This is a genomic window from Sinorhizobium fredii USDA 257 (assembly GCF_000265205.3).
Lineage (GTDB): Bacteria > Pseudomonadota > Alphaproteobacteria > Rhizobiales > Rhizobiaceae > Sinorhizobium > Sinorhizobium fredii_B.
Genome location: NC_018000.1, coordinates 1,783,772 through 1,810,370, shown reverse-complemented (window position 1 = coordinate 1,810,370; position 26,599 = coordinate 1,783,772). Strand labels below are relative to the sequence as shown.

The following is a 26,599-nucleotide window of genomic DNA, read 5'->3' as shown; positions in this document are numbered from 1 at the left end:
GGCGGGCATGAGGCGGCTTTTCAAGGCAGAGGAGGGCCAGAGCCGCCAGGGAGGAGAGATGAAACGCATCTACGTCGTCGGCACGGCCGACACGAAAGGGGAGGAACTCGCTTATCTTGCGGCCCAGATCGAGGCGGCAGGCGGCCGACCCTTCCGCGTCGATGTCGGTACGCGTCGTCCCACGATTACGGTCGACATCTCCGCCGAGACCGTGGCCGCCGCGCATCCGGACGGTGCCGCCGCGGTGCTTTCCGGCGACGACCGGGGAACAGCGGTCGCCGCGATGGGCGAGGCCTTCGCGCGGTTCCTTCCCGAACGCGAAGACGTCGCCGGCGTGGTGGGCATCGGTGGTGGCGGCGGGACGTCGATCATCACCGCCGGCATGCGTAGGCTGCCGCTCGGGCTACCGAAGGTCATGGTGTCGACGCTCGCCTCCGGCGACACGGCGCCTTATGTCGACGTCTCCGACATCATCATGATGCCGTCGGTCACCGACATGGTTGGGCTCAACCGCCTAAGCCGCATGATCCTGAAAAACGCCGCCGAGGCGATCACCGCTATGGCGAAGGGGCCGGTGAAGGAAACGGCCTCGAAGCCCGCTCTCGGCCTTACCATGTTCGGCGTGACGACGCCCTGTGTGACTGCCATCGTCGAACGACTGAAGGCCGACCATGACTGCATGGTCTTCCACGCCACGGGCACCGGCGGACGCACGATGGAGAAGCTTGCAGACAGCGGACTTCTTTCCGGCGTGCTCGACATCACGACGACGGAGGTCTGCGATTTCCTCTTCGGCGGCGTTCTCCCGGCGACGGAGGATCGTTTCGGCGCAATTGTGCGCACCGAATTGCCCTATGTCGGCTCCGTCGGGGCGTTGGATATGGTGAACTTCTGGGCGCCCGAGACGGTGCCGGAGCGTTATGCCGGCCGGCTCTTATACCGCCACAATCCGAACGTCACGCTCCTGCGCACGTCGGCGGAGGAGTGCGCCGCGATCGGAAGGTGGATTGGCGCAAAGCTGAACCTCTGCAAAGGCCCGCTCCGGTTCCTGATTCCGGAGAGAGGCGTGTCGGCGCTCGATATCGAGGGCGGCGCCTTCTTCGATCCTGCCGCGGATGCGGCGCTCTTCGAGGCACTGGAAACCACCGTCGAAAGAATCGACGCGCGCCGCATCGAACGGCTTCCGCTCCACATCAACGATCCGCAGTTCGCCGAGGCCGCAGTCGCCGCCTACCGAGATATCGCCAACTCCTGAAAGAGACACCGATGCCAATAATCCCCCGCAAGACCATTCTTGAACAGTTCCACGGCATGATCGCCGCCGGCAAGCCGATCGTCGGAGGTGGGGCCGGCACGGGGATTTCGGCCAAGGCCGAGGAGGCGGGCGGCATCGACCTCATCATCATCTATAACTCCGGCCGCTACCGAATGGCGGGCCGTGGTTCGGCGGCCGGGCTGCTCGCCTATGGAAATGCCAATGAGATCGTGAAGGAAATGGCCCTGGAGGTGCTTCCGGTCGTGAAGGCGACACCGGTACTCGCAGGCGTCAACGGCACTGACCCATTCGTTTTCATGCCGCAGTTTCTCGCGGAACTGAAGGCCATGGGCTTTTCCGGCGTACAGAATTTCCCGACCATTGGACTCTTCGACGGACGGATGCGGCGGAGCTTCGAGGAGACCGGCATGGGCTACGGTCTTGAGGTGGACATGATCGCCGAGGCCCACCGGCTGGACCTGCTGACGACACCCTATGTCTTCAATGAGGAAGAGGCGATCGCGATGACGAAGGCGGGTGCAGACATCGTCGTCGCGCATATGGGCGTTACCACGGGCGGCGCGATCGGCGCCACTTCCGCGATGTCGCTTGACGACTGCGTGAGGGAGATCGACGCGATAGCGGCGGCCGCACGCTCAGTACGGAAGGACGTCATCGTGCTTTGCCACGGGGGCCCGATTTCGATGCCGGAAGATGCACGCTACATCCTGGATCATTGCCCAAGCTGCAATGGTTTTTATGGCGCAAGCTCCATGGAGCGCCTGCCTGCCGAGGTGGCGATCCGCAAGCAGACGGAAGACTTCAAGGCGCTTGCCATCGGTACGGTGGTCTGAAGCGAGGCAAAGATGCGGAGGAGGCCGCGGCATGGCGAAGGACAGATATTTTCTCTACCCGATGGATGTAGCGAGCTTCGGCTTCGACTGGGGTCGGCTTGCGCTTACCGTCGCGCCGGAGGTCAACGGGGCCGAGCGCTTCTCGGGTGGTGTGGTGGACTTGCCGAGCGGCGAGGGGCATGCGCGTCACAATCATCCCGGCTCTGAGGAGATCATCTTCGTCATTTCGGGCGAGGGCGAACAAATGGTGGAGGACGAGAACGGTAATCCGGTGACGCAGAAGGTCGGGCCCGGTTGCACGGTCTATGTACCGGAAAGCCGGTTCCACTCGACGAAGAACACGGGATCCGGTCCTATGCAACTGTTTGTCGTCTATTCGCCTGCCGGCCCCGAGCGCGCGCTTCGCGACCTGCCGGATTTCCGATTAATCCCGCCTGTTACCTGAAGGCGCACAGGAGAAAACCCGTGAACATCAGTCCAAGCGAAGCGCAGGCGGCGGAACCGCCCTTCGATGCGGCGAAACTCGACAGGCTGATGGAGGAGGCGGGTATCGACGTGCTGCTCGCCACCTCCAAGCACAATACGCAGTACCTGCTGGGTGGCTACAAGTTCATCTTCTTCGCCGCAATGGATGCGATCGGCCACAGCCGTTATCTGCCGATCGTCGTTTATGAGAAGGGCTCACCCGAGCACTCAGCCTATGTTGGCAACCGCATGGAAGGGGGAGAACATCAGAACAACCCCTTCTGGACGCCCGCCGTCCATACTGCGACCTGGGGTACGCTCGATGCGGCAGCGCTCGCGGTCGAGCACCTGAAGAAGATCGGCAAGGCGGGTGCTCGCATCGGCATCGAGCCGCCCTTCCTGCCCTCCGATGCGCGGGACCTGCTTACTTCTCGTCTTGAGGGTTCGCGTTTTGTGGACGCGACGCACACGCTCGAGCGACTGCGCGCTATCAAGACGCCGCAGGAGTTGGAAAAACTCAAGCTTGCCTCCGAGCTGATCACCGATTCCATGCTCGCCACCATCGCGGCGGCACGGGAGGGATCCACCAAGGCGGAGATCATTGAACGCCTCAGGCGGGAGGAGACCAATCGCGGCCTGCATTTCGAGTATTGCCTGCTGACCCTCGGCGCCAGTCACAACCGTGCGGCCTCGCCGCAGGCGTGGGCGAAGGGCGAGGTGCTTTCGATCGATTCCGGCGGCAACTATCACGGCTATATCGGTGACCTTTGCCGCATGGGCGTGCTCGGCGAGCCCGATTCTGAGCTCGAGGATCTGTTAGCTGAAGTCGAGTCGATCCAGCAGGCGGCCTTCGCCAGGATCACGGCCGGGGCTTCGGGCCGCGAAATGATTGCGGCGGCGGAAGAGGTTTTGAAAAGCTCGCCTTCGGCCGCCTTTACCGACTTCTTCTGCCACGGCATGGGTCTCATCAGCCACGAAGCACCTTTCCTGATGACCAACCACCCGGTCGCCTATGAAGGCGTCGACGCGGATCGACCTCTGGAGGCAGGCATGGTCATTTCCGTCGAAACGACGATGCTTCACCCGAAGCGCGGTTTCATCAAGCTCGAGGACACGCTCGCCGTCACGAAGGACGGATACGAGATGTTCGGCAACAGAGGGCGCGGCTGGAACCGCGGCGCGCTATAGCGGCGGGCGAAACTCCTGCGGGAAGACGGAGCCTGGCGCACGATCGTGAGCCGGGCTCGCAGTCCATCAATTGTGGTAGATCTCGGTGCCGAGAACCTTAAGGCACTCCCGCATGAAGGCGGCAAGGGCCGTCCAGCCCTTTGCCGATACCATCGTGCCGTCGACATAGGCCTCGGTGGGGGAGAGGTCGATATAGGTGCCGCCGGCCAGCGTGACTTCCGGCTCGCAGGCGCCCAGAGCGCCGACCTTCTTGCCGCGCACGACACCGTCGACGGCGACCAGAATTTGTACGCCGTGGCAGATCGTGAAAATCGGCTTCTGCTTTTCGTGGAAATGCCGCACGATGGCCTGCACGCGCTTGTCGGTGCGGATGTATTCCGGTCCGCGGCCACCGGCGCAGTAAACGGCGTGATACTCGTCGAGTTGAGTTTCTGCTTCCGCGAACGTCTTGTTGATGACGACATTGTGGCCGAGTTTCTCGGTGTAGGTCTGGTCGCCTTCGAAGTCGTGCAGGGAGGTCCGCAGTATGTCGCCGGCCTTCTTGTCCGGGCAGACGACATGGACCGTATGACCGACGGCCTCCATGGCCTGCTGGAAGACGAAGATTTCGTATTCTTCGGTGAAATCACCGGTAAGCATGAGAATCTTCTTGCCTGGCATAGTCTTCTCCTCCTCGTGGTTGAAAGCCGCGGACGGACTCCATCCGCCTGCATGGATTGGTTTCTCAGTCCGGCGGGCTCCGCCTTCGTGACATGCTCGCTTGCGACATTTATTCCAGACCCACAGCCTCAGTCTAAACTCGAGACCAATCTTCTTGCGAACTGGAGGCGGTGGTTCAGCGGGCGTTGATGGCCGCGTCTTTCCCAGCCCGGCTGCGCGTGCCAATTCCAAACGCTGTCAGGCATCCGGCGGTATCAAATAACTATAGATTCAACTTAGATTCAATTTGCTTCGCGCGCCGAGATTCTTCTAGGGCCTGGATCGGGTACGGCGGCTTCGCATTGATGGCAGAGCTTCGCTGGACGGTAGCCCTCGGAAGAACGCAGCACTAGCGAACCAGCCAGCCGCCGTCGACAGGGAGCACAGTACCGGTCACATAGGCGGAGGCTGGGGAGGCAAAGAAGAGGACCGCGGTGCTCAGGTCGCCCGGGGTGCCCCAGCGCCCCATCGGGATGCGTGCCGAAATCTGGGCGTTGCGCTCGGCATCATTGCGCAGCGCCTCGGTGTTGTCGGTTGCCATATAGCCCGGGGCGATGGCGTTAACGGTTATTCCATGCGGGGCCAGTTCGTTCGCCATGGCCTTGGTGAGGCCCGCGACGCCGTGCTTCGAAGCGGAATAGGCCGGGACGCGGATCCCGCCCTGGAATGTCAGCATGGAGGCGATGTTGATGAGCCGCCCGGCGCGTCCGGTCCCTACCATGTGCCGGGCGACCGCTTGCGACAGGAAGAATACAGCCTTCAGATTGACGTCGATGACGCTGTCCCAATCTTCCTCGGTATAGTCGAGGAGGTCGGCACGGCGAATGATGCCGGCATTGTTCACGAGGATGTCGATGCCGCCGAAGGCGGTTACGACCTCGTCGACAAGCGCGGCCGCGTCGAATGGCTTCGACAGGTCAACCTGCAGGGCGCGGAAGCGTACGCCCGCTTGCTGAACCAGCTCTGCTGTTTGTGCCATCGGCGAGGAGCCGAGCGCCGCGACATTGGCGCCCGCCCGTGCGAGCGCCAATGCCATTCCCTGGCCGAGGCCCGTCCGGGCGCCGGTCACGAGTGCCGTCTTGCCGGTAAGATCAAACAGCGCGTTCAAGGCGAAGCCCTCTTTCGTTGAAGAGATGGATAGGGGCGGCCGATAGCGACAGGTCGATGTCGGCACCCGGCGAAAGGTCGTGCTGGCCGGGAGCGACGACCAGAACCTTCTGTCCGGCGACGTCGGCATGCAGCACCGTTTCCGAGCCGAGCGCCTCGACGAGCCTGACCTTTGCCGGAATGCTGTTGTCGCCGGCGCCGAGGGCGATGTGCTGCGGCCTGACGCCGAGGGTGATGCGCGATCCCGTTTCGATGTCGGCGCCGACCGGAAGCTCCAGCCGATGCCCCCCGGCGAGTGTCGCGATCGCCTTCTGCGAAGGAACCGCTTCGACCATGCCTTCGAGGAAATTCATGTGCGGCGAGCCGATGAAGCCGGCCACGAAGCGGTTTGCCGGCCGGTTATAGAGCTCCAGAGGTGTGCCGACCTGTTCGATCCGCCCGGCGCGGAGCACGACGATCCGGTCGGCGAGCGTCATCGCCTCGATCTGGTCGTGGGTCACATAGATCATCGTGGCTGAAAGGCGAGCGTGCAGCGCCGCAAGTTCGGCGCGCGTCGAGCCGCGGAGTTCGGCGTCGAGGTTCGACAGCGGCTCGTCGAGCAGGAAGCCGACCGGCCGGCGCACGATTGCGCGGCCGATTGCGACGCGCTGGCGCTGCCCGCCGGAAAGCTGGCCGGGCCGGCGATCGAGATAGGGCTCGATCTCGAGCATGCGCGCCGCCTCGGCGATACGCTCGGCGATCTCGTCCTTGGGCATCTTGGTGTTTTCGAGGCCGAAGGCGAGGTTCTGGCGCACGCTCATATGGGGATAGAGCGCGTAGGACTGGAAGACCATGGCGAGCCCGCGATCAGCGGCGGGCACCGTGTTGACCACCTTGCCGTCGATGGCAAGCTCGCCGCCCGTCGGCTTTTCCAGGCCCGCGATCGTGCGCAGGAGCGTGGACTTGCCGCAGCCGGACGGTCCGACGAAGACGACGAACTCGCCGTCCTTGATCTCCAGGTTGATGTCATGAAGCACGTCGACGGCGCCGAATGACTTGGTCACGTTGCTGAGCTTGATGTGGCCCATGGTGCCCCCCTTATTTCAGTCCGGTTCCGGCAATGCCGGTGGTGATAAAGCGCTGCAGGAAGATGAAGACCAGAACGACCGGGATCATGGTCACGACGGTCATGGCGAGAATGAAGTGCCACTGCACGTTGAGTTCGCCGGAATAGATGCTCAAGCCGACCTGCAACGTATAGAGCTCCTTGCGCGACAGCACGATCAGCGGCCAGAGGAAATCGTTCCAGCGCCAGACGACGGAGAAGATCGCAAGAACGGCAAGAGCCGGCGCCGTCAGCGGCAGGACGATGCGCCAGTAGATCTGCCACTCCGAGGCCTTGTCCATGCGTGCGGCGTCGATCAATTCGTCGGGAATTGTAAGCATGTACTGGCGGAGGATGAATACGCCGGTCGGCGTTGCCACCGTCGGCAGGATCACGCCCCAGAGGTTGTTGAAGAGGCCGAGTGCCGAGACGATCGAATAAAGCGGCACCATGATGACCGAAAGCGGCACCATCAGCGTCGCGAGGATCAGGAGCATTGCGAAGCTTCGCCCGCGGAATTCGTATTTGCTGAGCGCGAAGGCTGCCATCGAGTTGACGACGAGGGTGATCAGCGTTGCCGTCACAGTCACGAAGACAGAATTCCAGAGGTAACGCACGAAGTCGAAATGGATGAACGGCTCGGTATAGTTGGTCGTCGCGAAAGCCATGGTCCTGACCGGCTTGCGCTGCGCTATGTTGACCTTGATGATCTCTCCCGGTTTTTCCGGATCGACCATCTGGCTGATGACGCCGATGCGGCGGACCTCGGCCAAAACCGCCTTGTTGCCGTCCGGCAGCGTCACGTCGTAGAGATCAAGTGGCTTGTCATAGCCGTCGACGGTCGCCTTCTGGGTGACATAGGGCAGGATCGTCGGCGGGAATTCGGCGAGCGCCGCCGGCGACTTGAAGGACGAGCCGACGAGCCAGACGGCAGGGCCGAACATGATGAAAAGGCCGCCGACCAACCAGATCCAGGTTACGATATCCGTCCAGTGCCAGCCGTTGCGGCCTTTGCGTCGGAAGATGAATGCGGCAATCCTGCTCATTTGCGGCTCCCATTTTTCTCACTGGAGCGGCCGAGTCCAAGCTGGATCAGTGTCAGGACGATGAGCACGACGCCCATGAGGATCGACGCGGCTGCGGCAAGGCCGGGGTTTCGCAACTGCGTCGCAAAACCGGTCTCGTAAATGTATTGCGTGAGATAGAGCGTACTGGTGCCCGGACCGCCGCCGGTGAGGACGTAGACCTCGTCGAAGATCTGCACGGCTCGGATGAGGACGAGCACGATGACGACGAGCAGGTTGGGCATGAGCAGCGGCAAGGTGATGCGCCAAAAGGCGCGCGCCGGCCGGGTGCCGTCCATCTCGGCTGCTTCGTAGAGATCCTTCGGGATGGCCTGCAGGCCGGCAAGCAGGATCAGCGTGTAGAAACCCATATGCGCCCAGATCGAGACGCCGACCGCTGCGGCAAAGGCCCAGTTGCGGTCGTTGAGCCAGGTATAAGGCTGGAACCCGAAGCCGTAGAGCGCGAAGTTCAACAGGCCCTGCCGCTGCAGGATCCATTTCCAGATCAGGCCGACGACGACGGGGGACAAAAGGACGGGAAAGAAGAAGACGGCTCGCCAGAAGCTGCGCGCCATCAGCTCGCGGTTGAGGATCAGCGCGGTGACGAGCGAGAAGAGGATCATCAGCGTCACCTGCAGAACGACGAACCAGGCAGTGTTGCCGACGGCGGTCCAGAAGGTGTCCTCGGTGCAGCTATTCGGGTCGAGATAGTTTGAGCAATCGAAAAGCCGGACGTATTGATCCGTGCCGACGAAGGTTCGGTCGTCGAGGAAGAGCGCCGTTCCGCCGGTCATCGAATAGGCGAAGTTGATGAAGAAAGGCAGCAGCACGAAGATGCCGAAGATCAGCATGTTGGGCAGCAGGAAAAAGGCCGCCATGCCGCCAAGGCCAAGCTTGCGTTGCACCCAGCGCAGGGGTGCGTCGATCAGGCCCATCGCGAGACGGACCGGGATCATGATCGCTTCGCCGAAACCCGAGCCGGTCGGTCTAGGAGTTTCTGCCTTCATCGTTTGCCTCCCTGACGACGCAGATAGCGAGTGACCATAAGTTGCGTCACAGCCCGGTATCTGGCGCTTCAACGTGCTGTGGCGCGCGGATGGCGCGTGGCCGACGGCGCACTCCGTCCTGGAGGCTTGGTGCCGTCGGCCGCGTTTTGGTGACCGTGTCTAGAGACCCGAATCCTTCACCTTGGCGGCAATGTCGGCATCGATGCGGGTGACCGCCTCCTGGAGCGGCATCTCGCCGGCGGCAGCCTGGCTCACACGGGTGACGAGGGCCCCATAGACCGTATCGGACCAGTGCCAGCCGGGCAGCTTGCGGGCGAGATCGGACAGCGTCTTGCTTGCGTCGATGAATTCGGCGAGCGCAGCTTTCGCCTGGGGGTCGTCGGTTTTGAAGTCGAGCCCCTTCGCAAGGACGCCCTTATGCGCGGGCAGGAACAACGTGCGCTCCGAGAATTCCTTCACGATGTCCTCGCGGGCGAGGTAGTCCATCACCTTGGCGACTTCCTTGGGGTTCTTCGTGTACTTGACCGCCACGAGCCCGGCGCCGCCGGTCATGCCGGTACAGTTCGCCGGTCCGCAGGGGCTGCCCGTCGCCACCCAGTCGAAGTTCGAGCCGATCTTGGTGGAGAAGTTCGGAATCTGCCATGAGCCGGAATAATAGTAGACGAGCTGACCGTTGATGAAGTCGTCGGCGGCGGCGCGATAGGTGGAGCCGGCGGCCGACACCCAGACGTCCTTGCTCATGGTGCCATCGGCGATCCAGCCGACGAACTTTTCGAGGAAGGCTTTCGAGCCTTTGTCAAGCGGCGCCGGCTTGCCGTCGGCACCGATGTAGTTGGCACCAAAGGAGAGGTTCGGTCCGCTAAGCCGATGGCCCGAGCGGTCGAGCGCCATCGGGAAGGGCACCTGCTGGCTCTCCGCGACCTGCTTCGCCGCCTTCGCCCAGTCGTCCCAGGTCGCATCCTTGCCCGGGATCGCGACACCGGCCTGGTCGAACAGCGTCTTGTTGGCGAAGCCGCCGGCGATGGTGATCTGCGTCATGAAGCCGGAAATCTGGGTGGAGCCGTCCGGGCGCATCCAGTCGGCCTGGTCGCCGAAGTTCGCGTCCCAGTAGGCGGCATCGGCAACAAGCGGGCGAAGATCAAGCCAGTGCTGGCTCTGGGCCTTCAGGTTGGTGACGCGCGCAATATCCGGGCCGTTTCCGGCCTCGAGTTGCACAGGCAGCTGTTCGCGAACGACGCTGTAGGAGACGTTGTCGAGGATGACGTTGATCCCCGGGTTCTCCTTCATGAAGCGGTCGAGCAGATCCTTGAGGACCTCGCCTTCGACTCCGTCCGAATACCACATGATGCGCACGTCGCCGGCCATTGCGGCCGTGGACGTCAGAAGTCCGACGGCGAAAGCCGCGAGCATTGTCCCTGTCTTGGTCATTATCTTCTCCTCCTCCTCTTGATGCGCGAGCCTTCTCCCGCTCGCCTTTTGGACAGGCACCGGTTTCTCCCGACCGGCGCCCGGATCGTCATCCCGCGGTCAGCATGGCGACCTCGCCGGCGACCGGGAAATCCAGCGGTGCGATTGTGCGGCCCTCGGCCAACGTCGATCCGTCCTTGCGGAACACCACACGGCCGTAATCGGGATCATCGATGACAAGCGTGCCCTCCTCGGTCTCCTCCACCGAAAGGCCGGCAAATCTCGTTTCGACGGATTCGATCCTGGTGGCGTCGCAGACCCGGACGATCCAGCGTGTCTTGCGGCCGTACTGGCGCAGTTCCATCTTGGCCGAGGGGCCGACTTGCACCAGTTCCAGGTCACCGCTGCCGATGAGGGCGACGGCGCCGCGTCCACTACGCGCGAAGGCGCGCTTGCCTCTTATTGCGCTCTCGTCGAACTCGGCGATCGGGAACCAGGCGTGGGTGAAATCAGGCTGCTCCTCGAAGGTCGAAAAGTCGAGTACGGCCAACCCTCTGTACTGGTGCGCGCGAGGGAGGGCGCCGCAACCACCCCAAAAGGAAGGTCGGCCGTACCCGAACTGGATCGTCTCGCCCGGATGATTGATCCAGACCGCTGCTTCCGGACGCTCGCCGATCCTGAGATGCAGAACGGTCTCCTGATAGCCCCACTCGCGCCAGCGGTAGTGGCTGGCAGAGCCCATCGCGAAATTCCGTCCCTTGTAGTGATAGAGTGCGGCGAACCGGTTTTCGCCCTGGGCGAAGCGCCATTCCTGGTGCTCGTCGCCCTGGTGGCAGGCAACCGCTGCCAGGCTTTCCGGCACGACGAGGCCGTGATCTCGCAGGCAGACGGCAAGCTGCGGCAGCGCGTGCACGCGGCGGCCGTACCAGCCCTTGCCCCAGAGCAGGCGCGCGACGGCCGAAAGCTCGAGCGAGCGGCCGGCGCAGAGCGTGTGTTCGTAGGAGCGCCCCTGGGCGGCGGTGATCATGCCGTGGTGGGCGGAGCGGGCAATTATCTCGCACAGTCGCACGATACCTTTCCTGGCACGCTCGGCGATGTCGGCATCGGGCGAAAGCGCTGCAAGCGCCGTCAGTCCCTTGAGGTCGATGGGGAAATAGGGCGCGGAGTTGAATTCCGCCATTTCCCAGGCTTCGAAATGGTCGAGCCAAGCCCTCACCCGGGCTGCGCCGACCGCCCTTTGCTCCTCGCCCTTGCGGCGGGAGCGGCGGAACGTGGCGCCCGGAAGAAGGTGGCCGGCAAGATAGGCCGAGGTATGGAACAGCAATGCATGGTTTTCGGAGAAGTACCACTGCACATCGTTGCCTGGCTCGTCCATCCAGTAGCGAAAGTTGAGAATGGCATGATCGATGCGGGCGCGCGTCCGCTCGCCGATATCCTTGCCCCAGACTGTGCGGGACCAGATCAGCGGCACGAGCGAGAAATCGGCGCAGTCGTGGCAATCCTCTATCGACGGCAGGATCTCTTCGATCATCGCGTCGGTGTCCGCGCCCGGGCGCCCGCTCGCCAGCCGCGCGAAGGCGCGCACTGTGTCGCGCTCGGAGAATTCGGAAACCTCGTCGAGCGTTTCAGTGATGCGAGCCGCAAGCGACGACGGTGCTTCACCCTGTCGGCCGGCGTGGCAGATCTCCACGCCCAGCGAGCGCGATGCGACGAAGCCGCCGGCATCGAGCGTGATGCGAAAATGGCGGAAATCGGCTGGCGCCTTCTCGGTAGGACCGATGACGAGGCGCCGTTCGCCGGCCTTCAGCACGAAGTCGTGGTCGAAACGCTCGGTCGACATGAAATCGCCTTCGACGGCAACATTGACCCCGACGTCAAGCGGGAGCGGTGTGGCGAAAAGCAGCGTGATGTCGCCCTCGAAATAGGCGGGGCGGTCGAAGTGCATGCCGTCGAGCACGTCCTCGATCCTGCTTGCTGCCTCGCTCTCGCAAGGAACGGGGAGCGCTACGCTGGCCACGGGACCCGAGAGGTAGTCGAGCTGGAAGAAGTAGCGGGCGTCGCGCTCGGCAAGGTCGTCGAAGAAGATCTCGACCTTGTTGAGCCCGGCCTTCAAGGGCAGGTCGTACTCGGCCCGAGCCTCGAGATTGCGGCTATAGGGGGCCATCCAGCCCGCTTCGGCATCGTTGATCCAGAGGACCGCCCCGCCGCAGGTGCCGAGACGGACCTTCGCCGTCCCGGCGTTTTCCGCCTCGATATAGGTCCGCGCCCAGGTCGACAGCCGCGTCGGGCGGAACCAGAAGCCGGAGAGATCGAGCCGCGGCGAGCCGAACGGCAACCACCAGCGCGTGGCTTCGAAAGCGCCGCGTACGTCCGGCCGCTTGCCGCGATAGCGCTCGGCAAAGATCGTGCGGCACGGATATTCGTGGGGAATGAAGTTCTTGTGCTTGGTCAGGAAGAAGAAGGGATCCATCTCGCCATTCATAGGCTGGTCCGGCACGTCGAAACGCTCCTCGGCGATCGCGCCAAGCTGCCAGTAGCGGATGGCTTCGCCCGCGGCGAGATTCTTCTTCAGGTGGAACGTCGTATCGGTCATTTGAGCTCAGCCACGGCAACGGGGTTCACGTCGTTGTATTCCTGATTTTCTCCGGTCATGCCCCAGACGAAGGCATAGGGTCCGGTGCCGGCACCCATATGGATCGACCACGCCGGTGACAGCACCGCGTTGCCGTCCGCGACGATGAGGTGGCGCGTTTCCTCGGGACGGCCCATCAGATGGATGATCCGGTCTTCGCTTGCCATGTCGAAATAGCAGTAGGCCTCCATGCGGCGCTCGTGCAGATGCGGTGGCATTGTGTTCCAGATGCTGCCTTCGGCCAGATCCGTGATGCCCATCAGCAGCAGGCAGGAGGGAGCCACTTCCGGATGGATGTACATCGCGAGGCGGCGTCTGTTCGACCGCCTGGCGTCGCCGAGGTCGAGCGGCTTGGCTTCCTGCCTCGGGATCAGCCGGTGGGGGAAATCGGCGCCAGCCGGAACGGAGTTCATGTAGTAGCGCGCCGGCGCATCGGCGGACTGGCTCGCTACGGTGATTTCCTTTGCACCCCGTCCTACATAGAGAACGTCGCGGTTTTGAAGCGTAAATTCCTGCCCGTCGACGATGACCGTGCCGCTGCCGCCGAGGTTGGCGACGCCCATCTCTCGTGCCGACAGCAAATGGGGCGTGCCGATTTCGGCGCCGGATCCGAAGGTCAGGCTTTTCGCGACCGGCACGGCACCGCCGATCAGCAGACGATCAACATGGGTGTAGGTGAAGTTTACCGCATCCGGGGCAAAGAGGTCCGTGATCAGGAACTCGCGACGCAGACGCTCCGTATCGTAGCCCTTGATGTCCTCAGGGCCGGCCCCGTACAAAATCTTCATCATCATACCGCCTGTCCTTCTGCACCGACATGCTGGAGGGCTTCGGAAAGGCACAGGATCGCCAGCGCCTGCCCATAGCCTGTCGGCTGGATCGGGATGTCCTTATAGAACTGGAGATCATGGCCCATGCGCGTCCCGTAGGAGACGTTGAGCACGGTGCCGTTCTCGTCGATATTGTTCATGACTGCCTCGAGCGCCTTCAAGCCGGCAGTCTGCCAGGCGGGTGTGCCGAGGCCGAGGCGGTGGCCCTTGAGCAGCCCGTAGCCGATCCCCGCGGTGGCCGAGATCTCCTCGTAGGAACTCGCGTCGTCGAGAAGGGTGCGCCAGGCGCCAGATGCGGTCTGCAGTGGCAGAAGCGCGTCGACCTGGCTGATAAGGACTCCTTCAAGGAAGGTCCTGACCGGATTGGCGATCTCGGCGAGGTCGAAGAAATCGAGAATGCCGGCGGTGATCCAGGCATTGCCGCGTGCCCAGCGTGCCCGCGCAAAATTGTGCCGCCCGTCGAACGTCCAGCCATGGAACCAGAGGCCGGTTTGAGGGTCGGATAGATAGCGGGCATGGACGAGGAATTGTCGCGAAGCCTCGTCGACGAGCTCACGCCGGCCGCTCGCGTGGCCGTAGGAGGCGAGGAAAAGCGCCACCATATAGAGCGTGTCGTCCCACAGTTCGTTGTCGTTGACTTTATCGGAGACATGATGCTCGAAGCCGCCTTCCGGCGTGCGCCCCATTTCCGCGATCACGCGGTCCGCCCAACCGTCGAGCACCGGTTTCCACCGCGGATTTCCGGTCTTTGCCCAAAGCACGGAGAGGCCGAGCATCGGCGCCGTGGTGTTGACGTTGAGCTCGGGCAGGCCCGCTGCAAGCCTTGCTTCATACCAGTTTTCGACGAGCTGGCGTAGATCGTCGCGGCCGGTGAACAGCCAGAGTCTGATCAGGCCGTAGAGACCGACGCCCTGTGGCCATTCCCAACTGTCGAAGCTGATGTAGTCACCAGCGGTCCCGTCGAGGTTCGGCTCGTGAAAACGACCCTCATGCTTGAGGCCGGTCATGCCGGCGACAAGACGATCGAGACCAACGCGAATATCGCGGGCATTCGGACCCATGACGTTCCTCCCATGTACACCGCTTGCGCGGCTCCTCGGAGAAAATAAAGCCACGAGGTTTTTTCTTGCGCAATCTGAAAATTTTTCCCATGATTGCGAAAAGGAGCAGTGAAGTGATCGCGAAACCGCCATCCGGCAAGCGTGGCAAGAAGAGCAAGCGTGTCCGTCTTGAGGACATCGCAGCGGCATGCGGTGTTTCTCTCAGCACGGCATCACGCGCTCTGGCCGGCGAAAAAGGTGTTCGCCCGGAGATCCGCCATCAGGTCCTCGAAGCGGCAAAGAACGCGAACTATGTCATCCCGACGGCGGTTGCCGGTCAGAAGGTCATACTCGCCGCATCGAGCGCGGCAATGATTGACTATGTGCGCAACCAGTTCACCCTCTACGTGCTCGAGGGCCTGAAGGATCGTGCGCAGACACTCGGCCTTGAGATCGTCACCCGGCCGATCGCGGATCGGGACGAGGAATTGGCCGTGCTGAAGGAGGCCCAACAAGACGACCAGGTCGCCGGCCTGCTGTTCCTCACCGTTGATGACGAGGGCATGCTTGCCGCGACGCGCGACTTCGACAAGCCAGTGGTCCTGCTCAACGGTGACGACCCGTTCATGAGGCTATCGAGCGTCACCCCCTGCAACCGCTCGAGCGCACGGCTGGCAACCGATCACCTCATCGGTCTCGGCCATAGCCGCATCCTCTTTCTCATGCGGCCCGGCCGCAGAACCATCGAGCGGCGCTTCGAAGGCTGGCGCGATGGACTGCTGGCGAAAGGACTGCTGGCAACGGATGATCTGATCGTCCCCGTCGACGACTGGCTACCGGAACTGGCGACGCAGGCGATTTCCCAACGGATTTCGGCCCGGGGGCTGGATTTCACGGCGGTGCTGGCTGCTGGCGACAGCCTCGCCGTGGGCGCGATGATCGGCATTCGGCAATTGGGCTTCTCGGTACCCGGCGATGTCTCGGTGATGGGTATGGACGACCTGCCGCAGGCGGCTTTTCTCAACCCTCCGCTGACGACGATGCACATTCCGATGCGCGAGATCGGTTCGATCGCGCTCGACCTGCTGCGCGACAATCTTTCCGGCCTGCCCATGCCGCCGCGCCGCGTGGAGCTCGCCTGTCATTTGGTCGAGCGAGCATCGACGGGAAAGGCGCCGGCGAGCTAATAGGTCCTCTGAACCTCGCTGGTCCGCCCAACACGACCTCGCCGTCGTCATTCTCGCTTCCATTGTCAAATGGCTCATCTGTCGAAGCGACCGCTCCGAGACCGGCGTATCGAAGGGGGCGTTTCCCAGCGCGTCTTGCACGTGACAGCCTCACCCAGTCACGACTGACCCTCGACGACCCGGAGCTTGATGCCGCCGGAAGACTTCGAGAGTGCGGTAGGCGCGCTGGCAAAGCGGATCGAAGCCGAAGGTCATTCGGGAGTCCTGGCCTACAGGTTCTTCATGAACGCGTCGGAGGGGACCGCGCGCGGCAATATCGACTTCAAAGATCCTGGCGCGTGGATCGGGCCCCACGACATCGCCATGGGCTGGCCGAAATGACCGCCTGCATGCGGCGGCGACGTTGGCGGAAGTCATCGACGGTCGCGATCTGCGTCGGCTGCCGCTGCGCGGAGCCGGCGGCTCGTCAGGCCGAATGAAAGTTTCTCGCAAGGCGGCGAGGACTGAGGAGCATATATGAAGTCCGCTAGATAGTGGTCCTGGCTTGGTCTTGTCCGTCAGCTTCCTCTTCGAGCCGCTTGACTGCCGCCGAAATCTGCTCCGGCTGTTCGTGCTCAAGGCCGACCACCTCGTTCCGGGTCTCGCGCATTGACACGATGATTTCGTCGAGCTTTGCGTGGATCGCCGCCGTGTCGCGGTAGCCTTGTATCAAGACGATGCTGGTGACCACGATTGCTGCGACCGACAGAGCATAGGTGATGACGTTTGTGAAGCCGAAAGGTATGAAGGCGGTGCTGCCAGCCATCGCGAGGATCACGAAATAGAAGCCGGGAGGGCGAGAAAGAAAATCAGCCATTCGAAAAAGCAGTTGATTCACTATCAGTTCTCCGCATGTAGGTGATCTGATTAACGCGCCAATGTAGATCTGGTTCGAAGTAGGAACCCGTTCTCGCGGATATGCGCCTGCAATACGTCGACCGCCACCATCGGTGTGTTGCCGGTGTTTCTTGTTTCGCGTCGCATCGCGGGAGCAGCGCCGGCGTCCCGCGATGTGGCTGGTCAACTCTACATCGAGTTGACGCTTTCGTCCCGGAGACAAAGTTCGGTAGCTTCCTGGGCGCGGCGGTAACCTTCATCCTGGTGGTGATTTCCTCTGGCGGCTGCCGCGCTGCACGGCTCCCGACGTTGCAGGGCTCTTTGATCATCAATTTCATCTGCCGTCGTCGTGATGGTCGCGATCGAGCCCAGTCCGGCGAGTGCCGCTGCGACTACGATGAACACCGTAGCGACATCCCGCCTTGTGCACATGGCCTGTTTTCTAGCCCAGCCATCTCCTTTCCATAGGACTTTGGCCCGACGAGTATGGCCAGAGGTCCAATGCCGACGGCCAAAGGTCTGAGGCCGCTTGCTGACGGTGCTCTCTGAAAATATCGTAGAAGGCGTCGGACGTGGGACCCCCAGAGCGTCGCCCTCGTCACCCCTTCTGGGGAGCTCTGGGGTTCTTCCGCATCATCACCTGCCCAAGGTCTCCACGCCTTCTGCAAGAGATTGCGAGTCCCGGGCGCCTGGCAGCCGCTGGTCGCATGGACCCGCAACGGTCCCAGAGCAGAGCCCCAATAGTCCCTTCTCGGCGCCGCTCTGGGGCTCAATCTCCAGGAAAGATTCCTTTGTCCAGCAGCCCCCGGGTGAAAAGAAAGCCAGATCCAATTGATGCCGAAGTTGGCCGCAGAATTCGTGCACGGCGAGTATCGATGGAAATGTCACAGACCGATCTCGGGCAGGCACTTGGCGTGACATACCAGCAGGTGCAAAAATACGAGGCCGGTCGCAGCAAGGTTGGCGCAGGCCGGCTCCAGTCGATTGCAAACGTGCTCGAAGTCCCGCTTTCGTATTTCTTCGAGATCCCGTCCGCGAGAGACGACAGTGGTAACGCCAGACTGAGCGCCGGCCGATCGTTGGCGGACTTTGTCTCGAGTCCGATGGGGCGTGCTCTCAATCGGGGTTTCGCCCGGATCAACGATAGTGAGGTGAGACGTGCTTATCTCGGTCTAGTCACGCGGATTGCCGAGCGAGAAGGCAATCGAAAGCAGGATGCTGGAGAATAGCTGCGCTCCTATGCGGCTCCGGACGATCCTCCTCGGAAGCACTCGATTTCCAGCATCGTGTCTCTGATGATCGCCTCGCGGCTACCGCCCCAGCCGCGTGCAAGAACCTCCTTCAAGACCTCGCCCCAAAAAGGCGGCAGGGACTCGTCCATCGCTTCGTCGGTTGCGCAGACGCCGACCGCCAGCATGCAGATCTCCCGCAGCTCGTCATCAGTCATGTCATTGATATCAGAAAGATGATTCAAGGCAGGTCTCTCCCGCTCGACTCTAATTGGGGGCTGGAGTAGAGACGCCGGACGCGGCTTCCGAGCGGACCGGGCCCCAGAGCTGACCGGAGGGATTTGTGGGCCATGCTCTGGGGCCCGTGCCACGCCGGATGCGGGGGCTAGCCGGCGTGGACACTCCTCATCCTTGTCAGCCGGATCAGCCGGCGAGTTCAACTCCACGTGCCGCAATTCGCTCGTAAGTTTGCTGGAGCGGCGACGGCCGAATGAGCCGAGGCGAAGCTAAACGCAACAGCGCCTTGAGGTGCTCCCTGGAGCCATAGCCGACGATTGGTGCGAACGGTGTCATTGTGGCTGCGACGTCGTCGGGATAGAGCCGTGCGAATTCTACGAAGTTCGTGAAACGCTCGTAGTTGCGGTCCTCCAACAGGAAGGTCTCAACCGGAGCTCCTTCAGCCAGCACCGCTTCATGGCTGTCGAGCACGATGTGGAAATACTCGATCGTGTCTCGCGCATCGGGGAGGGCCTGCTTGATCGAGGTACCGTTGACGAGATCCTGAGCTGTGATGAGAACGCCGTCCACGAACAGGGCGTGGCCGCGCGTGACATAAAGGTCCCTGCGAGGCGTGTGCTCGTCCAAGGCGAAGCGCGCGATGCGGACCGGAACCACGGCCCCTTTCCATTTCGCACCGCTTCGGCGGTAGACGTGGCGACCGATCCACTTGATCGGCAGCGCTTGACCACGCACTGTTTCGACAAGGTCACCGATGCGAAGGTCCTCGATGCATGTCTCGCCCGCTGGTGTCTTGATGGAAGTGCCGCTCAGCAGACACATTGGTCCATTACCATTACCATTACCATTACCCTTACCGGGCGCCGCTTCATGGCCCTTGCCCCGTCCTCCGATCTTCCACCAGGCCTTGCCGCCGGCCTCGGCCGAGGACGCCGAAAGTATTGTTGCAGCGGGTGCGCCCAGCGTGACAATCCGGGCTCCTATCGCCACAGCTAAACCGAGCACATGACGCCTCGCCTCATTGATCTGCGCGCCTCGGTCCTTGGTGGTCATCGTCATTTTCTCCCAAGTTTTCTGTTTGAGCTTGACATTATCTGCCCTTGTAATCCCTGCGGGAATTTCACTCTTCGATTGTTCCGATTAACGGCTGACGATGAGCTTACCACTTCCGGTGTAGGCGGCGGTGATGATCTTCAACCGAGATGACGGGGGTCGGCGCAATCGAAAGAGGATGGCCTGATGTGGAACCGTCATGAGCCAGAGTCGTTATGTTCGATTGCCCCGCATGCAAAGCGTGCCCCAAAGCGGAGCAAAAGGCATCATGCGATTGCGCCCGCCTACCAGCGGGCGCCTTTTCATCGTGGAGCATGAACTGAAGGATCGGTCGAATGCACTCCGCCGGCGTAAATCGAAGGCGCGTTCAAATGTTGCACTTGTTATTTCGGCTCGGCGCGCCAGCTCTGTTTTTGGCGCTAGCCATCGCTGCAGCGGAGTGGCTGGTCTAGGACGGCATGCGAACCACTTGAATAGCAAATGTCGTGCTGGAGCGGCGGCTGGCCATCTTCATCTTCCGTTTGGAGCCTGGCAGCCGATGCGATCAGGGGGTGAATACGAGCTGTGCGCAGTATGCTGAAGGCGAATCGCACGCTGTGCGCTTTAGGTGCTCTACCCGTCCGCGGTGACTTGACGTGGCTCAAGGGCCGTCCTCGTCGCTCGCTGCTAATTCCTTCAGAAGCTCCTCTCTGTCGGTCATATCAAACTCTCGGATCATGTAGAGAACTCTCAGTCCCTCCATCACAGCCGTATGGCTTATCGGATCCACTTGATGCATTTTGCACCAATCTGAAACGACCTGCTCGACAAGCTCGGCCTCCTTGTCTTTCGTTGGCGAAATCGTCTTTGCTAAACGCTTGGCCATTGCGGTTTCCTCCCAACCCGACGCAGCGAAACTTTCCACTGTGATGGCTTCCTGAAAGAAGGGGCCTTTCGCGTCGTCCCGTGTCCAGTTTCCAAGTCGCGGCCCGATCTCAGTGCGGCTTCGATTTATCTGTAATTTGCGGCGTGTAGACGGCTGTTTCGGTCCTGGTCTCAGACCAAGCCCCAGCAATCGCCAAGTAGGCCAGGATGGCGCCTACTGCGAGCAGAAGCAGGCTGATCGGGAATGCGGTTGAATGCGTTTCGTGGCCATCGCGGAGAGACATCCTTTCGCTCCCTTCAGCAGGGGAGAGAACGAAGATTGCGTTCTGAAGTTCCCCCTCGGGCGGTTCGCGGGACTTTAGTCCGGGCTAATATGGGCCAAAGGTCCGATGCACATGCCACGCGCGTTTCGCGATACATGTGCGATAGAGCGCATACCGGAAAACAGGTGGTGGTAAACCCCGCCCCAGAGGTGCCGACGCCCGGCAATCCTATTCCCGAAAAGGCGCAGTCGCGGCAAGGCCGATTTTGCAAGCCGGCCTCACTTGAAATTCAGGATGATCTCGGTAGCTGGTTGACCTTCGCCGCCAAAATGAAATCATTTTCGTGCAGGCCCTTGATCTTATGGGTTTGCAGCGAGATCTCCGCATAGCCCCAGCCGAAACAGACGTCGGGGTGATGCCTCTCCTCTTCCGCCAGCTGCCCAACTTTGTCGACGAAGGCCAGCGCCTGTTTGAAATCGTCGAACTTGAACTTGCGGCGGATCAGATGCCCGTCGTCAAGGAGATCCCAGCCTGGTGTCTGCGAAACGTATCCGGCGGCTTCGTCCCTGGTCAGCGGCGGTATGCCGCCGCGGCAGGGCGTGCAGGACTTTTCAGCGATATTCTCGGTCATAAATTCCTCCGTTCTGGAGCCGCTCCGCTCAGCGCCCCCCGTATTTGGTCGCAGAGGCTTTGCGAAGTGGGCGGCAAGACGCTCGTTGGCGGTTTCCCGCCGCTTGTCAGAACGCTTCGGCGGCTTCGGCCGTTCCGTGCTCCGACCGCGATCTCGGAAAGTTCGTTCGAACTTCACGCCAGAACGCTCTGCTCGGCGATCGGTCGCAAACGAGATCAGCGTGCGCTGACGGCGGCCAAGCTGCCGTTTGCAGTTCGGAATACTACCCGCGTCCTTGCGCACGCGAAAAACCAAACTTTATGTTGCAATGCGGAATTTTTTTGCTAAGGTGCATTGTGATAGTCAATACCGCTTGGGGTTGTGCAATGAGGGGTATTGTTTTAATTCGGGGTTTCCAACGAGCGCCCCGATATCCCGTCGGTCGCGTAGTAAAGCGCGGGTTTGATTTAGCGGGCGCCTCATTGGTTCTCGTCCTTCTCAGCCCGTTGTTCCTGTTGATCTGCATTCTTGTCATGGTTGCTGATCGGGGTTCCCCCTTTCAAACCCATCCACGCGTCGGGCGAGGCGGGCGTGTGTTCAGTTGCTTGGAGTTCCGCACCACCAGCGAGACCATGAACAGCGCGCAGGCTACTGCCGCAAGGACGAGCCATCTGCCGCTCGTATACGAGTCGTACCTTACGCCCGTCGGGGCGGTTCTTGTGAAGCTTGGTCTCAACGAGCTGCCGCGGATCATCAACATTCTCCGCGGCGATATGAGCATTGTCGGGACTCGCCCACTCGCGCCAGGTGAACCGCAGATGTGCCGGGATGCCGCGGATTTCTATGGGAGATTGCGCCCAGGCTTGGTCGGTCCGTGTGCGAGCAGGAGTGAGAATGGCTCCGACGCTGGCTGGACCGCACTTGAACGCCGCGATGTCGAGAACTGGTCGCTGGTGGCGGACCTGCGCATCATCGTCAAAACTGTCTCTGCCATCTGCTTCTCGCGTGGAGGCTAGGGTGTAGACGCCAGAAAACCGGCTGCATCGCGTGGGCTTTGAACTCCCGGACGGTGTGCCGGGAACGGCCGCCCTGTTGCCTCCCGCTTTCGAAGAAAGGCTAGTCAATTGGTCCTCGATGTTCGATCCGAGCAGGTCGCCGGAGAGCATTTCGATGTCGTCGTCATCGGTTCCGGCTTCGGCTCGGCTTTTTTCCTGCACGCTTTTCAGAAGCGTCGCCGAGCCCGTGTTCTCCTGCTGGAATGGGGGCGACACAATTCCCACGCCTGGCAACTCGAGCATGGAGCCAATACGGATCTGAAGGACGAGGAGACCTACCGGAGCAATTCCCCCAAGCCGTGGAACTACACCATCGGCCTTGGCGGGGGGACAAACTGTTGGTTCGCCCAGACGCCGCGGCTGCATCCGAACGATTTCCGGCTGAAGAGCCTTTACGGGGTCGGGCAGGATTGGCCGATGACGTATGACGATCTGGAGCCTTTCTATTGTCAGGCGGAGACGATCATGTCGATCTCGGGAGATCCGGACATGGCTACGATCATGCCGCGTTCGATGGCCTTTCCCCAGCCGCCCCATCGCATGTCAACGCCAGACCGGATGATGAAAGCGGATCAGCCCGATCAGCATTTTGTCATGCCGACCGCACGCGCGCGATTGGCGACGCAACAGCGTCCGTCCTGCTGTGCATCGCTTCGCTGCTGGCTCTGCCCGGCGGACGCGAAGTTCACGGCGAACAACGGCCTGATGCATGTCTTCGAGCATCCGGACGTGGCGGTCTGCCTGGGATCGGAAGTTCGTCGGCTGGACCATGCCGCAGGCTCGGTTCGCGCCGTCAGATTTCGGCATGGCGGCAAGGAGTACGTGGTTACCGGCGACCTCTTCATCCTCGGCGCTAATGGAATCCAAAGCGCCGCGATCATGCTGCGATCGGATCTCGATGGTGAGTTCGTTGGACACGGGTTACACGAGTCCTACGGCTGGAACATGGAAGTCTATCTCGATGGAGTCGACAACTTCGACGGCAGCACGATCACCACGGGGTTGAATTTCGGCCTCTATGACGGGGATCACAGATCCAGGCATGCCGCAGCTCTCGTCTATTTCGAAAATCGCTGGCAGCATGGGCTGCGTCCGGACAAGGGGCGACTCAGACAGACGCTACCTCTGGTGATCGTCACCGAGGACCTGCTCGAGGCGGAGAATTCCGTCCGCCTCGACGAAAATGACAACGCCTTCATCCACTATAAGGGTCCGGCCAGCTATGCGGTCGAGGGTATGGCGCGCGCCCGAGAAAAGCTGCCGGACCTTCTTCGTCCGTTGCCGGTCGAGAAGATTATCGACCGCGGTCTGCGGCGAACGGAATCGCATGTCCAAGGCACGCTGCGCATGGGAAGGGATCCAACCGATTCCGTCGTCGATCGCAACCTGGTCCATCACTCGTTTCGCAACCTCCTGATCGTGGGCACGAGCACCTTTCCGAGTTGTTCCTGCGCCAATCCTAGCCTGACCGCGGCCGCCCTTTCGCTGCGGGCAGCAAGTCTCATCATGTGAAGGAAATCGGCAATGAGAGGGCTTTCAAGGCGCGCGGTGCTTGGCTTGGCAGGAGGAGGTCTCGCGTCGACGGCGCTTGCCTATGCGGCGGTCCGATCGTTCTCCGAGGAAGATTTGGTGAGGGCTACCCTGAGGAAATATCTCGATGACGTCACCATTTCGGATGACCATCTGCGAGCCTTCACGCTGGAATTCAAGAAGCGCAACCCTTGGGATTTCCCGACGGAGAAGTTGGCCGACGCGACCACGCTGTTTGAAGGGTTGCGATTGGGAGGCATGGCTCGCCCGCTGCTGCCCGCTGACGACGCAATGCGTCTGGAGCGGTTCGAGCGGTGGTTGCTGACCGAGTTCCATCTCCTCACGGATTACGCCTGGCGGGGTGGGCCGAATGAACCCGTCACGTTTTCGGGAAGCCAGCATTGCGTGAATCCATTTGCGAATTTTGAAACGGCTTAGCGTGTCAACCGATGCTACCCAGGGGTGCAGCAAGATGCATTATCGATCGATTGTCGACATGAATGCCACGATCGCCAGGAATCTCCACCGCTTACCCGCTGGCATCGACCTGGTCGTCGGTATACCGCGCAGCGGAATGCTGGCCGCCAATCTCTTCAGCCTGACGACGAACATTCAGATGACCGATCTGGATAGCTTTGTCGCCGGAAAGGTCTTTTCCAGCGGAATCACCAAGAGATCGGCCGCTCTTGGACGCACAATGGCAGAGATGCGAAGGATACTGATCCTCGATGACAGCATCAATGGCGGTAGCGCCATGCGGGAGGCGAGGGTAAGGGCGGCGGCAGCGGGCGTTTCCCGTGATCAGCTGATCTTCGCTGCCGTCTACGGTACCTATGAGCGTTACGACGAAGCCGATCTCGTATTCGAGCTGGTGCCGCAGCCGCGGCTGTTCCAATGGAACGTCATGCATCACAAGTTTCTCGGGCAGAGCTGCGTCGATATCGACGGCGTCCTGTGTTTCGATCCGACGCATCAGGAAAATGACGATGGCCCGGCCTATCTAAGCTTCCTTGCACAGGCGCGGCCGCTACATGTGCCGACGCGCAAGATCGCTTATCTGGTGACCAGCCGTCTGGAAAAATATCGGCCGCAGACGGAGGCCTGGCTGGCATCGCAGGGTGTTGATTATGGCGAGCTCGTCATGCTTGATCTTCCGAGTAAGGCAGAACGCCAAAGGCTTGCCGCCCATGGCCGGTTCAAAGCCGATTTCTACAAGCGCTCGGATGCCGTGCTGTTCATCGAAAGCGAGCACGATCAGGCGGTAAACATTGCAAAGCTCTCAGGAAAGCCGGTGCTGTGCATCGAGTCTCAGCTGATGATCTCACCGGACATGCTGTGGCTGTCGGAGCAACTGAAGCAGGCAACGACCTCCGAAGGCCGGAAAGCCATGCTTAAGACCATGGCGCGAACCGTCCTGGGCGAAACCGGCTACCAGACACTCAAGAGCAGGATGAGGAAGCCGGCTTAACTGGCGTATGCCGGTCGGTCGCGCCGGCAGCGCTCACCTCGATCCCCGGTCGGTCGGTTTGATCAGTCGTTCGGGCAGAAGCTTCAGGGCTTCGCCGAGCGATTGGCGGCCAGAGGGAAACAGCAGCGCGACCGCGATTGTCACTGCATAGGAGAGGACAGCGGCGCAGGCAACGGCGAGAATGGCATGATCCGGCAGAAGCGGCCTCGAAAGCCAGGCGGCCACCAGGGCGAGATGCGAGCCAAGGATGAAGGGGCTTGCAGCGCGAAACATATCGGCGAACTTCAGCGGCCCCTTCTTGCCGACATAGATCCAAAGAAAGGGCGTCCGCAGGTATTCGCTCAGCGCGTAAACAACGGCGACTCCGAGCGCGCCGTAGGGCAGGCCAATCAGGAAGGCCAGGACCGAGGTCACTGCCGTGATGACGCCCCAGCGCATGAAGTCGCCGGATCGCCCCTGGCTGATGAACAGCCAGCCGGCCGGATTATTGAGCGGCTGTAACAGGCCGGCGAAGCCGAGCGCCTGAAAAATGCCTGCGCTTTCCCGCCACTGCTCTCCCAGCACGAACGGAATGAGCAGATCGGCAGTCGCGATCGCCGCTGCCACGCCCGGAAGCGCCACGACCAGCATAAGGGGCATGACGCGAAGGTAGGCGCTGCGGTAGCGGTCGGGCTCGTTCGTCATCCGCGAAAGCGCCGGCACCATGACCTTCGAGAGCGGATTGGCAAGCTGGCTCAAGGGAAACAGAAGAAGCTTGTAGGCGCGGTCGTAGAGCCCGAGTTGAGCCTCGCCCCAGTATCTGCCGATCAGGATATTATCGAGATTGCGGGCGAAGAAATTTGCGAAGTTGAAGCCAGTGATCCCGGCACCGAAATTCAGCAAGACGCCGACGCCGTCGGCTTTCAGGCTGAGGCCGGGGCGCCAATGGGAGTTGGCCCAGTAACAGAGCGTCGGCAACACGGCGCTCGTCAGCGTGCCTGCGTAAAGTGCCCAATAGGAGCGGTCGACGAAGGTCCAGCCGACGGCGGCGCAAAGGCCCGCAATTGCGCTCGCGATCTCCACCATCGCAAGGCGACCGAAGACCATGCGCCGATTGAGGAGGGCCAGATGTTGTGCCCCGAGGCCGTAGGCAATGATCTGCAAAGCCATTGCAGCGATGAGAGGCCCCACTCGAGGCTCGCCGTAAAAGCGACCAATCAGAGGGGCCATACCCACCATGAGACAGGCGAGCGCCACGCTAACGGCGACGTTAACCCAGAAGAGGTAGTTCACCTCCTCGTGCGTTATGGAATTCTTCTGCACGGTTGCCTGGGTCAGGCCAAAATCCTGAAAAAGCGCGACAAACGCCAGAACGGGCGCGCTCATCGCCACGACGCCGAAATCCTGCGGCGACAGCAGGCGTGAAAGGAGGATGACCGAAAGGATCTGCGTTGCAATCTTGACCGCTTGAGCCAAACCGGTGACGACAGCGCCTCGACCGACGGACTGGCGGAGCGATCCTTCGGGCGGATCGAATGCGCTGGCTTTCAAATCCAAACCCTCCGCCGACTGCAGGTGATAATGTGTTGAAACTACCGGGATGTGTGCTGCGGTGC

At 61.6% G+C, this 26,599-nt stretch carries 27 protein-coding genes; 11 read left to right on the top strand and 16 right to left on the bottom strand.

Translation table 11 applies throughout. The features are described 5' to 3' along the window. The first annotated feature begins 58 nt into the window (after nt 1-58). Genes USDA257_RS08340 through USDA257_RS08325 form a run of 4 tightly spaced genes read left to right on the top strand, consistent with a single transcriptional unit; the run spans nt 59 to nt 3,762 of the window. Nucleotides 59-1,255, top strand: a complete 1,197-nt coding sequence (locus USDA257_RS08340) for a Tm-1-like ATP-binding domain-containing protein (protein ID WP_041415037.1) — start codon at nt 59-61, stop codon at nt 1,253-1,255. 11 nt (nt 1,256-1,266) lie between these two features. Beyond that, nucleotides 1,267-2,109: a phosphoenolpyruvate hydrolase family protein gene (locus tag USDA257_RS08335; protein ID WP_014762481.1), complete on the top strand. Its 843-nt coding sequence runs from the start codon at nt 1,267-1,269 to the stop codon at nt 2,107-2,109. Nucleotides 2,110-2,140: 31 nt separating this feature from the next. Next, the gene (locus USDA257_RS08330; protein ID WP_014762480.1) at nt 2,141-2,554 is read left to right on the top strand and encodes a cupin domain-containing protein; all 414 of its coding nucleotides are present in this window, start codon (nt 2,141-2,143) and stop codon (nt 2,552-2,554) included. A gap of 20 nt (nt 2,555-2,574) precedes the next feature. After that, entirely contained in the window at nt 2,575-3,762 is a 1,188-nt protein-coding gene (locus tag USDA257_RS08325; RefSeq protein WP_014762479.1) for a M24 family metallopeptidase, read from the top strand. Between the two features lie 66 nt (nt 3,763-3,828). On the opposite strand, the gene USDA257_RS08320 is transcribed toward USDA257_RS08325, so the two are convergent. The 9 genes from USDA257_RS08320 to bglB all read right to left on the bottom strand — a co-directional run bounded on the left by USDA257_RS08320 (nt 3,829) and on the right by bglB (nt 14,653). Beyond that, nucleotides 3,829-4,422, bottom strand: coding sequence for a DJ-1/PfpI family protein (locus USDA257_RS08320; protein WP_014762478.1), 594 nt, complete (start codon nt 4,420-4,422; stop codon nt 3,829-3,831). Between the two features lie 388 nt (nt 4,423-4,810). Beyond that, the gene (kduD, locus tag USDA257_RS08315) at nt 4,811-5,569 is read right to left on the bottom strand and encodes a 2-dehydro-3-deoxy-D-gluconate 5-dehydrogenase KduD (RefSeq protein ID WP_014762477.1); all 759 of its coding nucleotides are present in this window, start codon (nt 5,567-5,569) and stop codon (nt 4,811-4,813) included. Beyond that, nucleotides 5,553-6,635 carry an ABC transporter ATP-binding protein gene (locus tag USDA257_RS08310; RefSeq protein ID WP_014762476.1) on the bottom strand — a complete coding sequence of 361 codons (1,083 nt, stop codon included), beginning with the start codon at nt 6,633-6,635 and terminating at the stop codon, nt 5,553-5,555. Before USDA257_RS08310 ends, kduD begins: the two co-directional genes overlap by 17 nt. 10 nt (nt 6,636-6,645) lie before the next feature. Next, the gene (locus USDA257_RS08305; RefSeq protein ID WP_014762475.1) at nt 6,646-7,698 is read right to left on the bottom strand and encodes a carbohydrate ABC transporter permease; all 1,053 of its coding nucleotides are present in this window, start codon (nt 7,696-7,698) and stop codon (nt 6,646-6,648) included. Further along, a complete protein-coding gene (locus USDA257_RS08300; protein WP_014762474.1) occupies nt 7,695-8,723 on the bottom strand; it encodes a carbohydrate ABC transporter permease in 1,029 nt (342 codons plus the stop codon). The genes USDA257_RS08305 and USDA257_RS08300 overlap by 4 nt, the downstream gene beginning before the upstream one ends. 159 nt (nt 8,724-8,882) lie before the next feature. Then, the gene (locus tag USDA257_RS08295; RefSeq protein WP_014762473.1) at nt 8,883-10,151 is read right to left on the bottom strand and encodes an ABC transporter substrate-binding protein; all 1,269 of its coding nucleotides are present in this window, start codon (nt 10,149-10,151) and stop codon (nt 8,883-8,885) included. A gap of 88 nt (nt 10,152-10,239) precedes the next feature. Further along, complete coding sequence (locus USDA257_RS08290; protein WP_014762472.1) at nt 10,240-12,723, bottom strand: hypothetical protein; 2,484 nt, start codon at nt 12,721-12,723, stop codon at nt 10,240-10,242. Beyond that, entirely contained in the window at nt 12,720-13,556 is an 837-nt protein-coding gene (kduI, locus tag USDA257_RS08285; RefSeq protein WP_014762471.1) for a 5-dehydro-4-deoxy-D-glucuronate isomerase, read from the bottom strand. Before kduI ends, USDA257_RS08290 begins: the two co-directional genes overlap by 4 nt. Beyond that, nucleotides 13,553-14,653: a beta-galactosidase BglB gene (gene bglB / locus USDA257_RS08280; RefSeq protein WP_014762470.1), complete on the bottom strand. Its 1,101-nt coding sequence runs from the start codon at nt 14,651-14,653 to the stop codon at nt 13,553-13,555. The genes kduI and bglB overlap by 4 nt, the downstream gene beginning before the upstream one ends. 89 nt (nt 14,654-14,742) lie before the next feature. Here bglB and USDA257_RS08275 point away from each other — a divergent pair, with 89 nt between their 5' ends. Beyond that, nucleotides 14,743-15,819, top strand: coding sequence for a LacI family DNA-binding transcriptional regulator (locus USDA257_RS08275; protein ID WP_048657459.1), 1,077 nt, complete (start codon nt 14,743-14,745; stop codon nt 15,817-15,819). 189 nt (nt 15,820-16,008) lie between these two features. Further along, nucleotides 16,009-16,200 (top strand): hypothetical protein, encoded by a 192-nt coding sequence (locus tag USDA257_RS36730; protein ID WP_014762468.1) that lies wholly within the window; start codon nt 16,009-16,011, stop codon nt 16,198-16,200. Between the two features lie 145 nt (nt 16,201-16,345). Here USDA257_RS36730 and USDA257_RS08265 read toward each other — a convergent pair whose 3' ends face one another. Beyond that, a complete protein-coding gene (locus USDA257_RS08265; RefSeq protein ID WP_041414006.1) occupies nt 16,346-16,696 on the bottom strand; it encodes a low affinity iron permease family protein in 351 nt (116 codons plus the stop codon). Between the two features lie 188 nt (nt 16,697-16,884). Next, nucleotides 16,885-17,100, bottom strand: coding sequence for a hypothetical protein (locus USDA257_RS36910; protein WP_014762464.1), 216 nt, complete (start codon nt 17,098-17,100; stop codon nt 16,885-16,887). A 386-nt stretch (nt 17,101-17,486) separates the two neighbouring features. Between USDA257_RS36910 and USDA257_RS08255 the strand changes: the two genes are divergently transcribed. Next, nucleotides 17,487-17,924, top strand: coding sequence for a helix-turn-helix domain-containing protein (locus USDA257_RS08255; protein ID WP_041414004.1), 438 nt, complete (start codon nt 17,487-17,489; stop codon nt 17,922-17,924). An 8-nt stretch (nt 17,925-17,932) separates the two neighbouring features. Here USDA257_RS08255 and USDA257_RS08250 read toward each other — a convergent pair whose 3' ends face one another. From USDA257_RS08250 to USDA257_RS08235, 4 genes are all read right to left on the bottom strand, one after another. Then, entirely contained in the window at nt 17,933-18,169 is a 237-nt protein-coding gene (locus USDA257_RS08250; protein ID WP_014762462.1) for a hypothetical protein, read from the bottom strand. Between the two features lie 178 nt (nt 18,170-18,347). After that, nucleotides 18,348-19,214 (bottom strand): Hint domain-containing protein, encoded by an 867-nt coding sequence (locus tag USDA257_RS08245; protein WP_014762461.1) that lies wholly within the window; start codon nt 19,212-19,214, stop codon nt 18,348-18,350. A 640-nt stretch (nt 19,215-19,854) separates the two neighbouring features. Further along, nucleotides 19,855-20,079, bottom strand: a complete 225-nt coding sequence (locus USDA257_RS08240; protein ID WP_041414003.1) for a hypothetical protein — start codon at nt 20,077-20,079, stop codon at nt 19,855-19,857. Between the two features lie 551 nt (nt 20,080-20,630). After that, nucleotides 20,631-20,972: a 4a-hydroxytetrahydrobiopterin dehydratase gene (locus USDA257_RS08235; protein WP_014762459.1), complete on the bottom strand. Its 342-nt coding sequence runs from the start codon at nt 20,970-20,972 to the stop codon at nt 20,631-20,633. A gap of 299 nt (nt 20,973-21,271) precedes the next feature. On the opposite strand from USDA257_RS08235, the gene USDA257_RS08230 reads away from it, so the two are divergent. From USDA257_RS08230 to USDA257_RS08215, 4 genes are all read left to right on the top strand, one after another. Further along, on the top strand, nt 21,272-21,967 hold the full coding sequence (locus USDA257_RS08230) for a sugar transferase (RefSeq protein WP_048657360.1): 696 nt from the start codon (nt 21,272-21,274) through the stop codon (nt 21,965-21,967). A 108-nt stretch (nt 21,968-22,075) separates the two neighbouring features. Beyond that, nucleotides 22,076-23,518 (top strand): GMC oxidoreductase, encoded by a 1,443-nt coding sequence (locus tag USDA257_RS08225; RefSeq protein ID WP_014762456.1) that lies wholly within the window; start codon nt 22,076-22,078, stop codon nt 23,516-23,518. 12 nt (nt 23,519-23,530) lie between these two features. Continuing rightward, nucleotides 23,531-23,974, top strand: a complete 444-nt coding sequence (locus USDA257_RS08220) for a hypothetical protein (RefSeq protein WP_014762455.1) — start codon at nt 23,531-23,533, stop codon at nt 23,972-23,974. A 34-nt stretch (nt 23,975-24,008) separates the two neighbouring features. Then, nucleotides 24,009-25,004, top strand: a complete 996-nt coding sequence (locus tag USDA257_RS08215; RefSeq protein WP_014762454.1) for a phosphoribosyltransferase family protein — start codon at nt 24,009-24,011, stop codon at nt 25,002-25,004. 33 nt (nt 25,005-25,037) lie between these two features. Here the strand turns inward: USDA257_RS08215 and USDA257_RS08210 are convergent, their stop codons facing one another. Then, complete coding sequence (locus tag USDA257_RS08210) at nt 25,038-26,534, bottom strand: lipopolysaccharide biosynthesis protein (protein ID WP_014762453.1); 1,497 nt, start codon at nt 26,532-26,534, stop codon at nt 25,038-25,040. Nucleotides 26,535-26,599: the final 65 nt, after the last annotated feature.

Bases quoted from the DNA above. Each gene is read 5' to 3' on its own strand.
- USDA257_RS08340 (WP_041415037.1), top strand. From the start codon at position 59: ATGAAACGCATCTACGTCGTCGGCACGGCCGACACGAAAGGGGAGGAA.
- USDA257_RS08335 (WP_014762481.1), top strand. From the start codon at position 1,267: ATGCCAATAATCCCCCGCAAGACCATTCTTGAACAGTTCCACGGCATG.
- USDA257_RS08330 (WP_014762480.1), top strand. From the start codon at position 2,141: ATGGCGAAGGACAGATATTTTCTCTACCCGATGGATGTAGCGAGCTTC.
- USDA257_RS08320 (WP_014762478.1), bottom strand. From the start codon at position 4,422: ATGCCAGGCAAGAAGATTCTCATGCTTACCGGTGATTTCACCGAAGAA.
- USDA257_RS08310 (WP_014762476.1), bottom strand. From the start codon at position 6,635: ATGGGCCACATCAAGCTCAGCAACGTGACCAAGTCATTCGGCGCCGTC.
- USDA257_RS08305 (WP_014762475.1), bottom strand. From the start codon at position 7,698: ATGAGCAGGATTGCCGCATTCATCTTCCGACGCAAAGGCCGCAACGGC.
- USDA257_RS08300 (WP_014762474.1), bottom strand. From the start codon at position 8,723: ATGAAGGCAGAAACTCCTAGACCGACCGGCTCGGGTTTCGGCGAAGCG.
- USDA257_RS08295 (WP_014762473.1), bottom strand. From the start codon at position 10,151: ATGACCAAGACAGGGACAATGCTCGCGGCTTTCGCCGTCGGACTTCTG.
- USDA257_RS08290 (WP_014762472.1), bottom strand. From the start codon at position 12,723: ATGACCGATACGACGTTCCACCTGAAGAAGAATCTCGCCGCGGGCGAA.
- kduI (WP_014762471.1), bottom strand. From the start codon at position 13,556: ATGATGATGAAGATTTTGTACGGGGCCGGCCCTGAGGACATCAAGGGC.
- bglB (WP_014762470.1), bottom strand. From the start codon at position 14,653: ATGGGTCCGAATGCCCGCGATATTCGCGTTGGTCTCGATCGTCTTGTC.
- USDA257_RS08275 (WP_048657459.1), top strand. From the start codon at position 14,743: ATGATTGCGAAAAGGAGCAGTGAAGTGATCGCGAAACCGCCATCCGGC.
- USDA257_RS36730 (WP_014762468.1), top strand. From the start codon at position 16,009: ATGCCGCCGGAAGACTTCGAGAGTGCGGTAGGCGCGCTGGCAAAGCGG.
- USDA257_RS08245 (WP_014762461.1), bottom strand. From the start codon at position 19,214: ATGACCACCAAGGACCGAGGCGCGCAGATCAATGAGGCGAGGCGTCAT.
- USDA257_RS08240 (WP_041414003.1), bottom strand. From the start codon at position 20,079: ATGGCCAAGCGTTTAGCAAAGACGATTTCGCCAACGAAAGACAAGGAG.
- USDA257_RS08235 (WP_014762459.1), bottom strand. From the start codon at position 20,972: ATGACCGAGAATATCGCTGAAAAGTCCTGCACGCCCTGCCGCGGCGGC.
- USDA257_RS08230 (WP_048657360.1), top strand. From the start codon at position 21,272: ATGTTGCAATGCGGAATTTTTTTGCTAAGGTGCATTGTGATAGTCAAT.
- USDA257_RS08220 (WP_014762455.1), top strand. From the start codon at position 23,531: ATGAGAGGGCTTTCAAGGCGCGCGGTGCTTGGCTTGGCAGGAGGAGGT.
- USDA257_RS08215 (WP_014762454.1), top strand. From the start codon at position 24,009: ATGCATTATCGATCGATTGTCGACATGAATGCCACGATCGCCAGGAAT.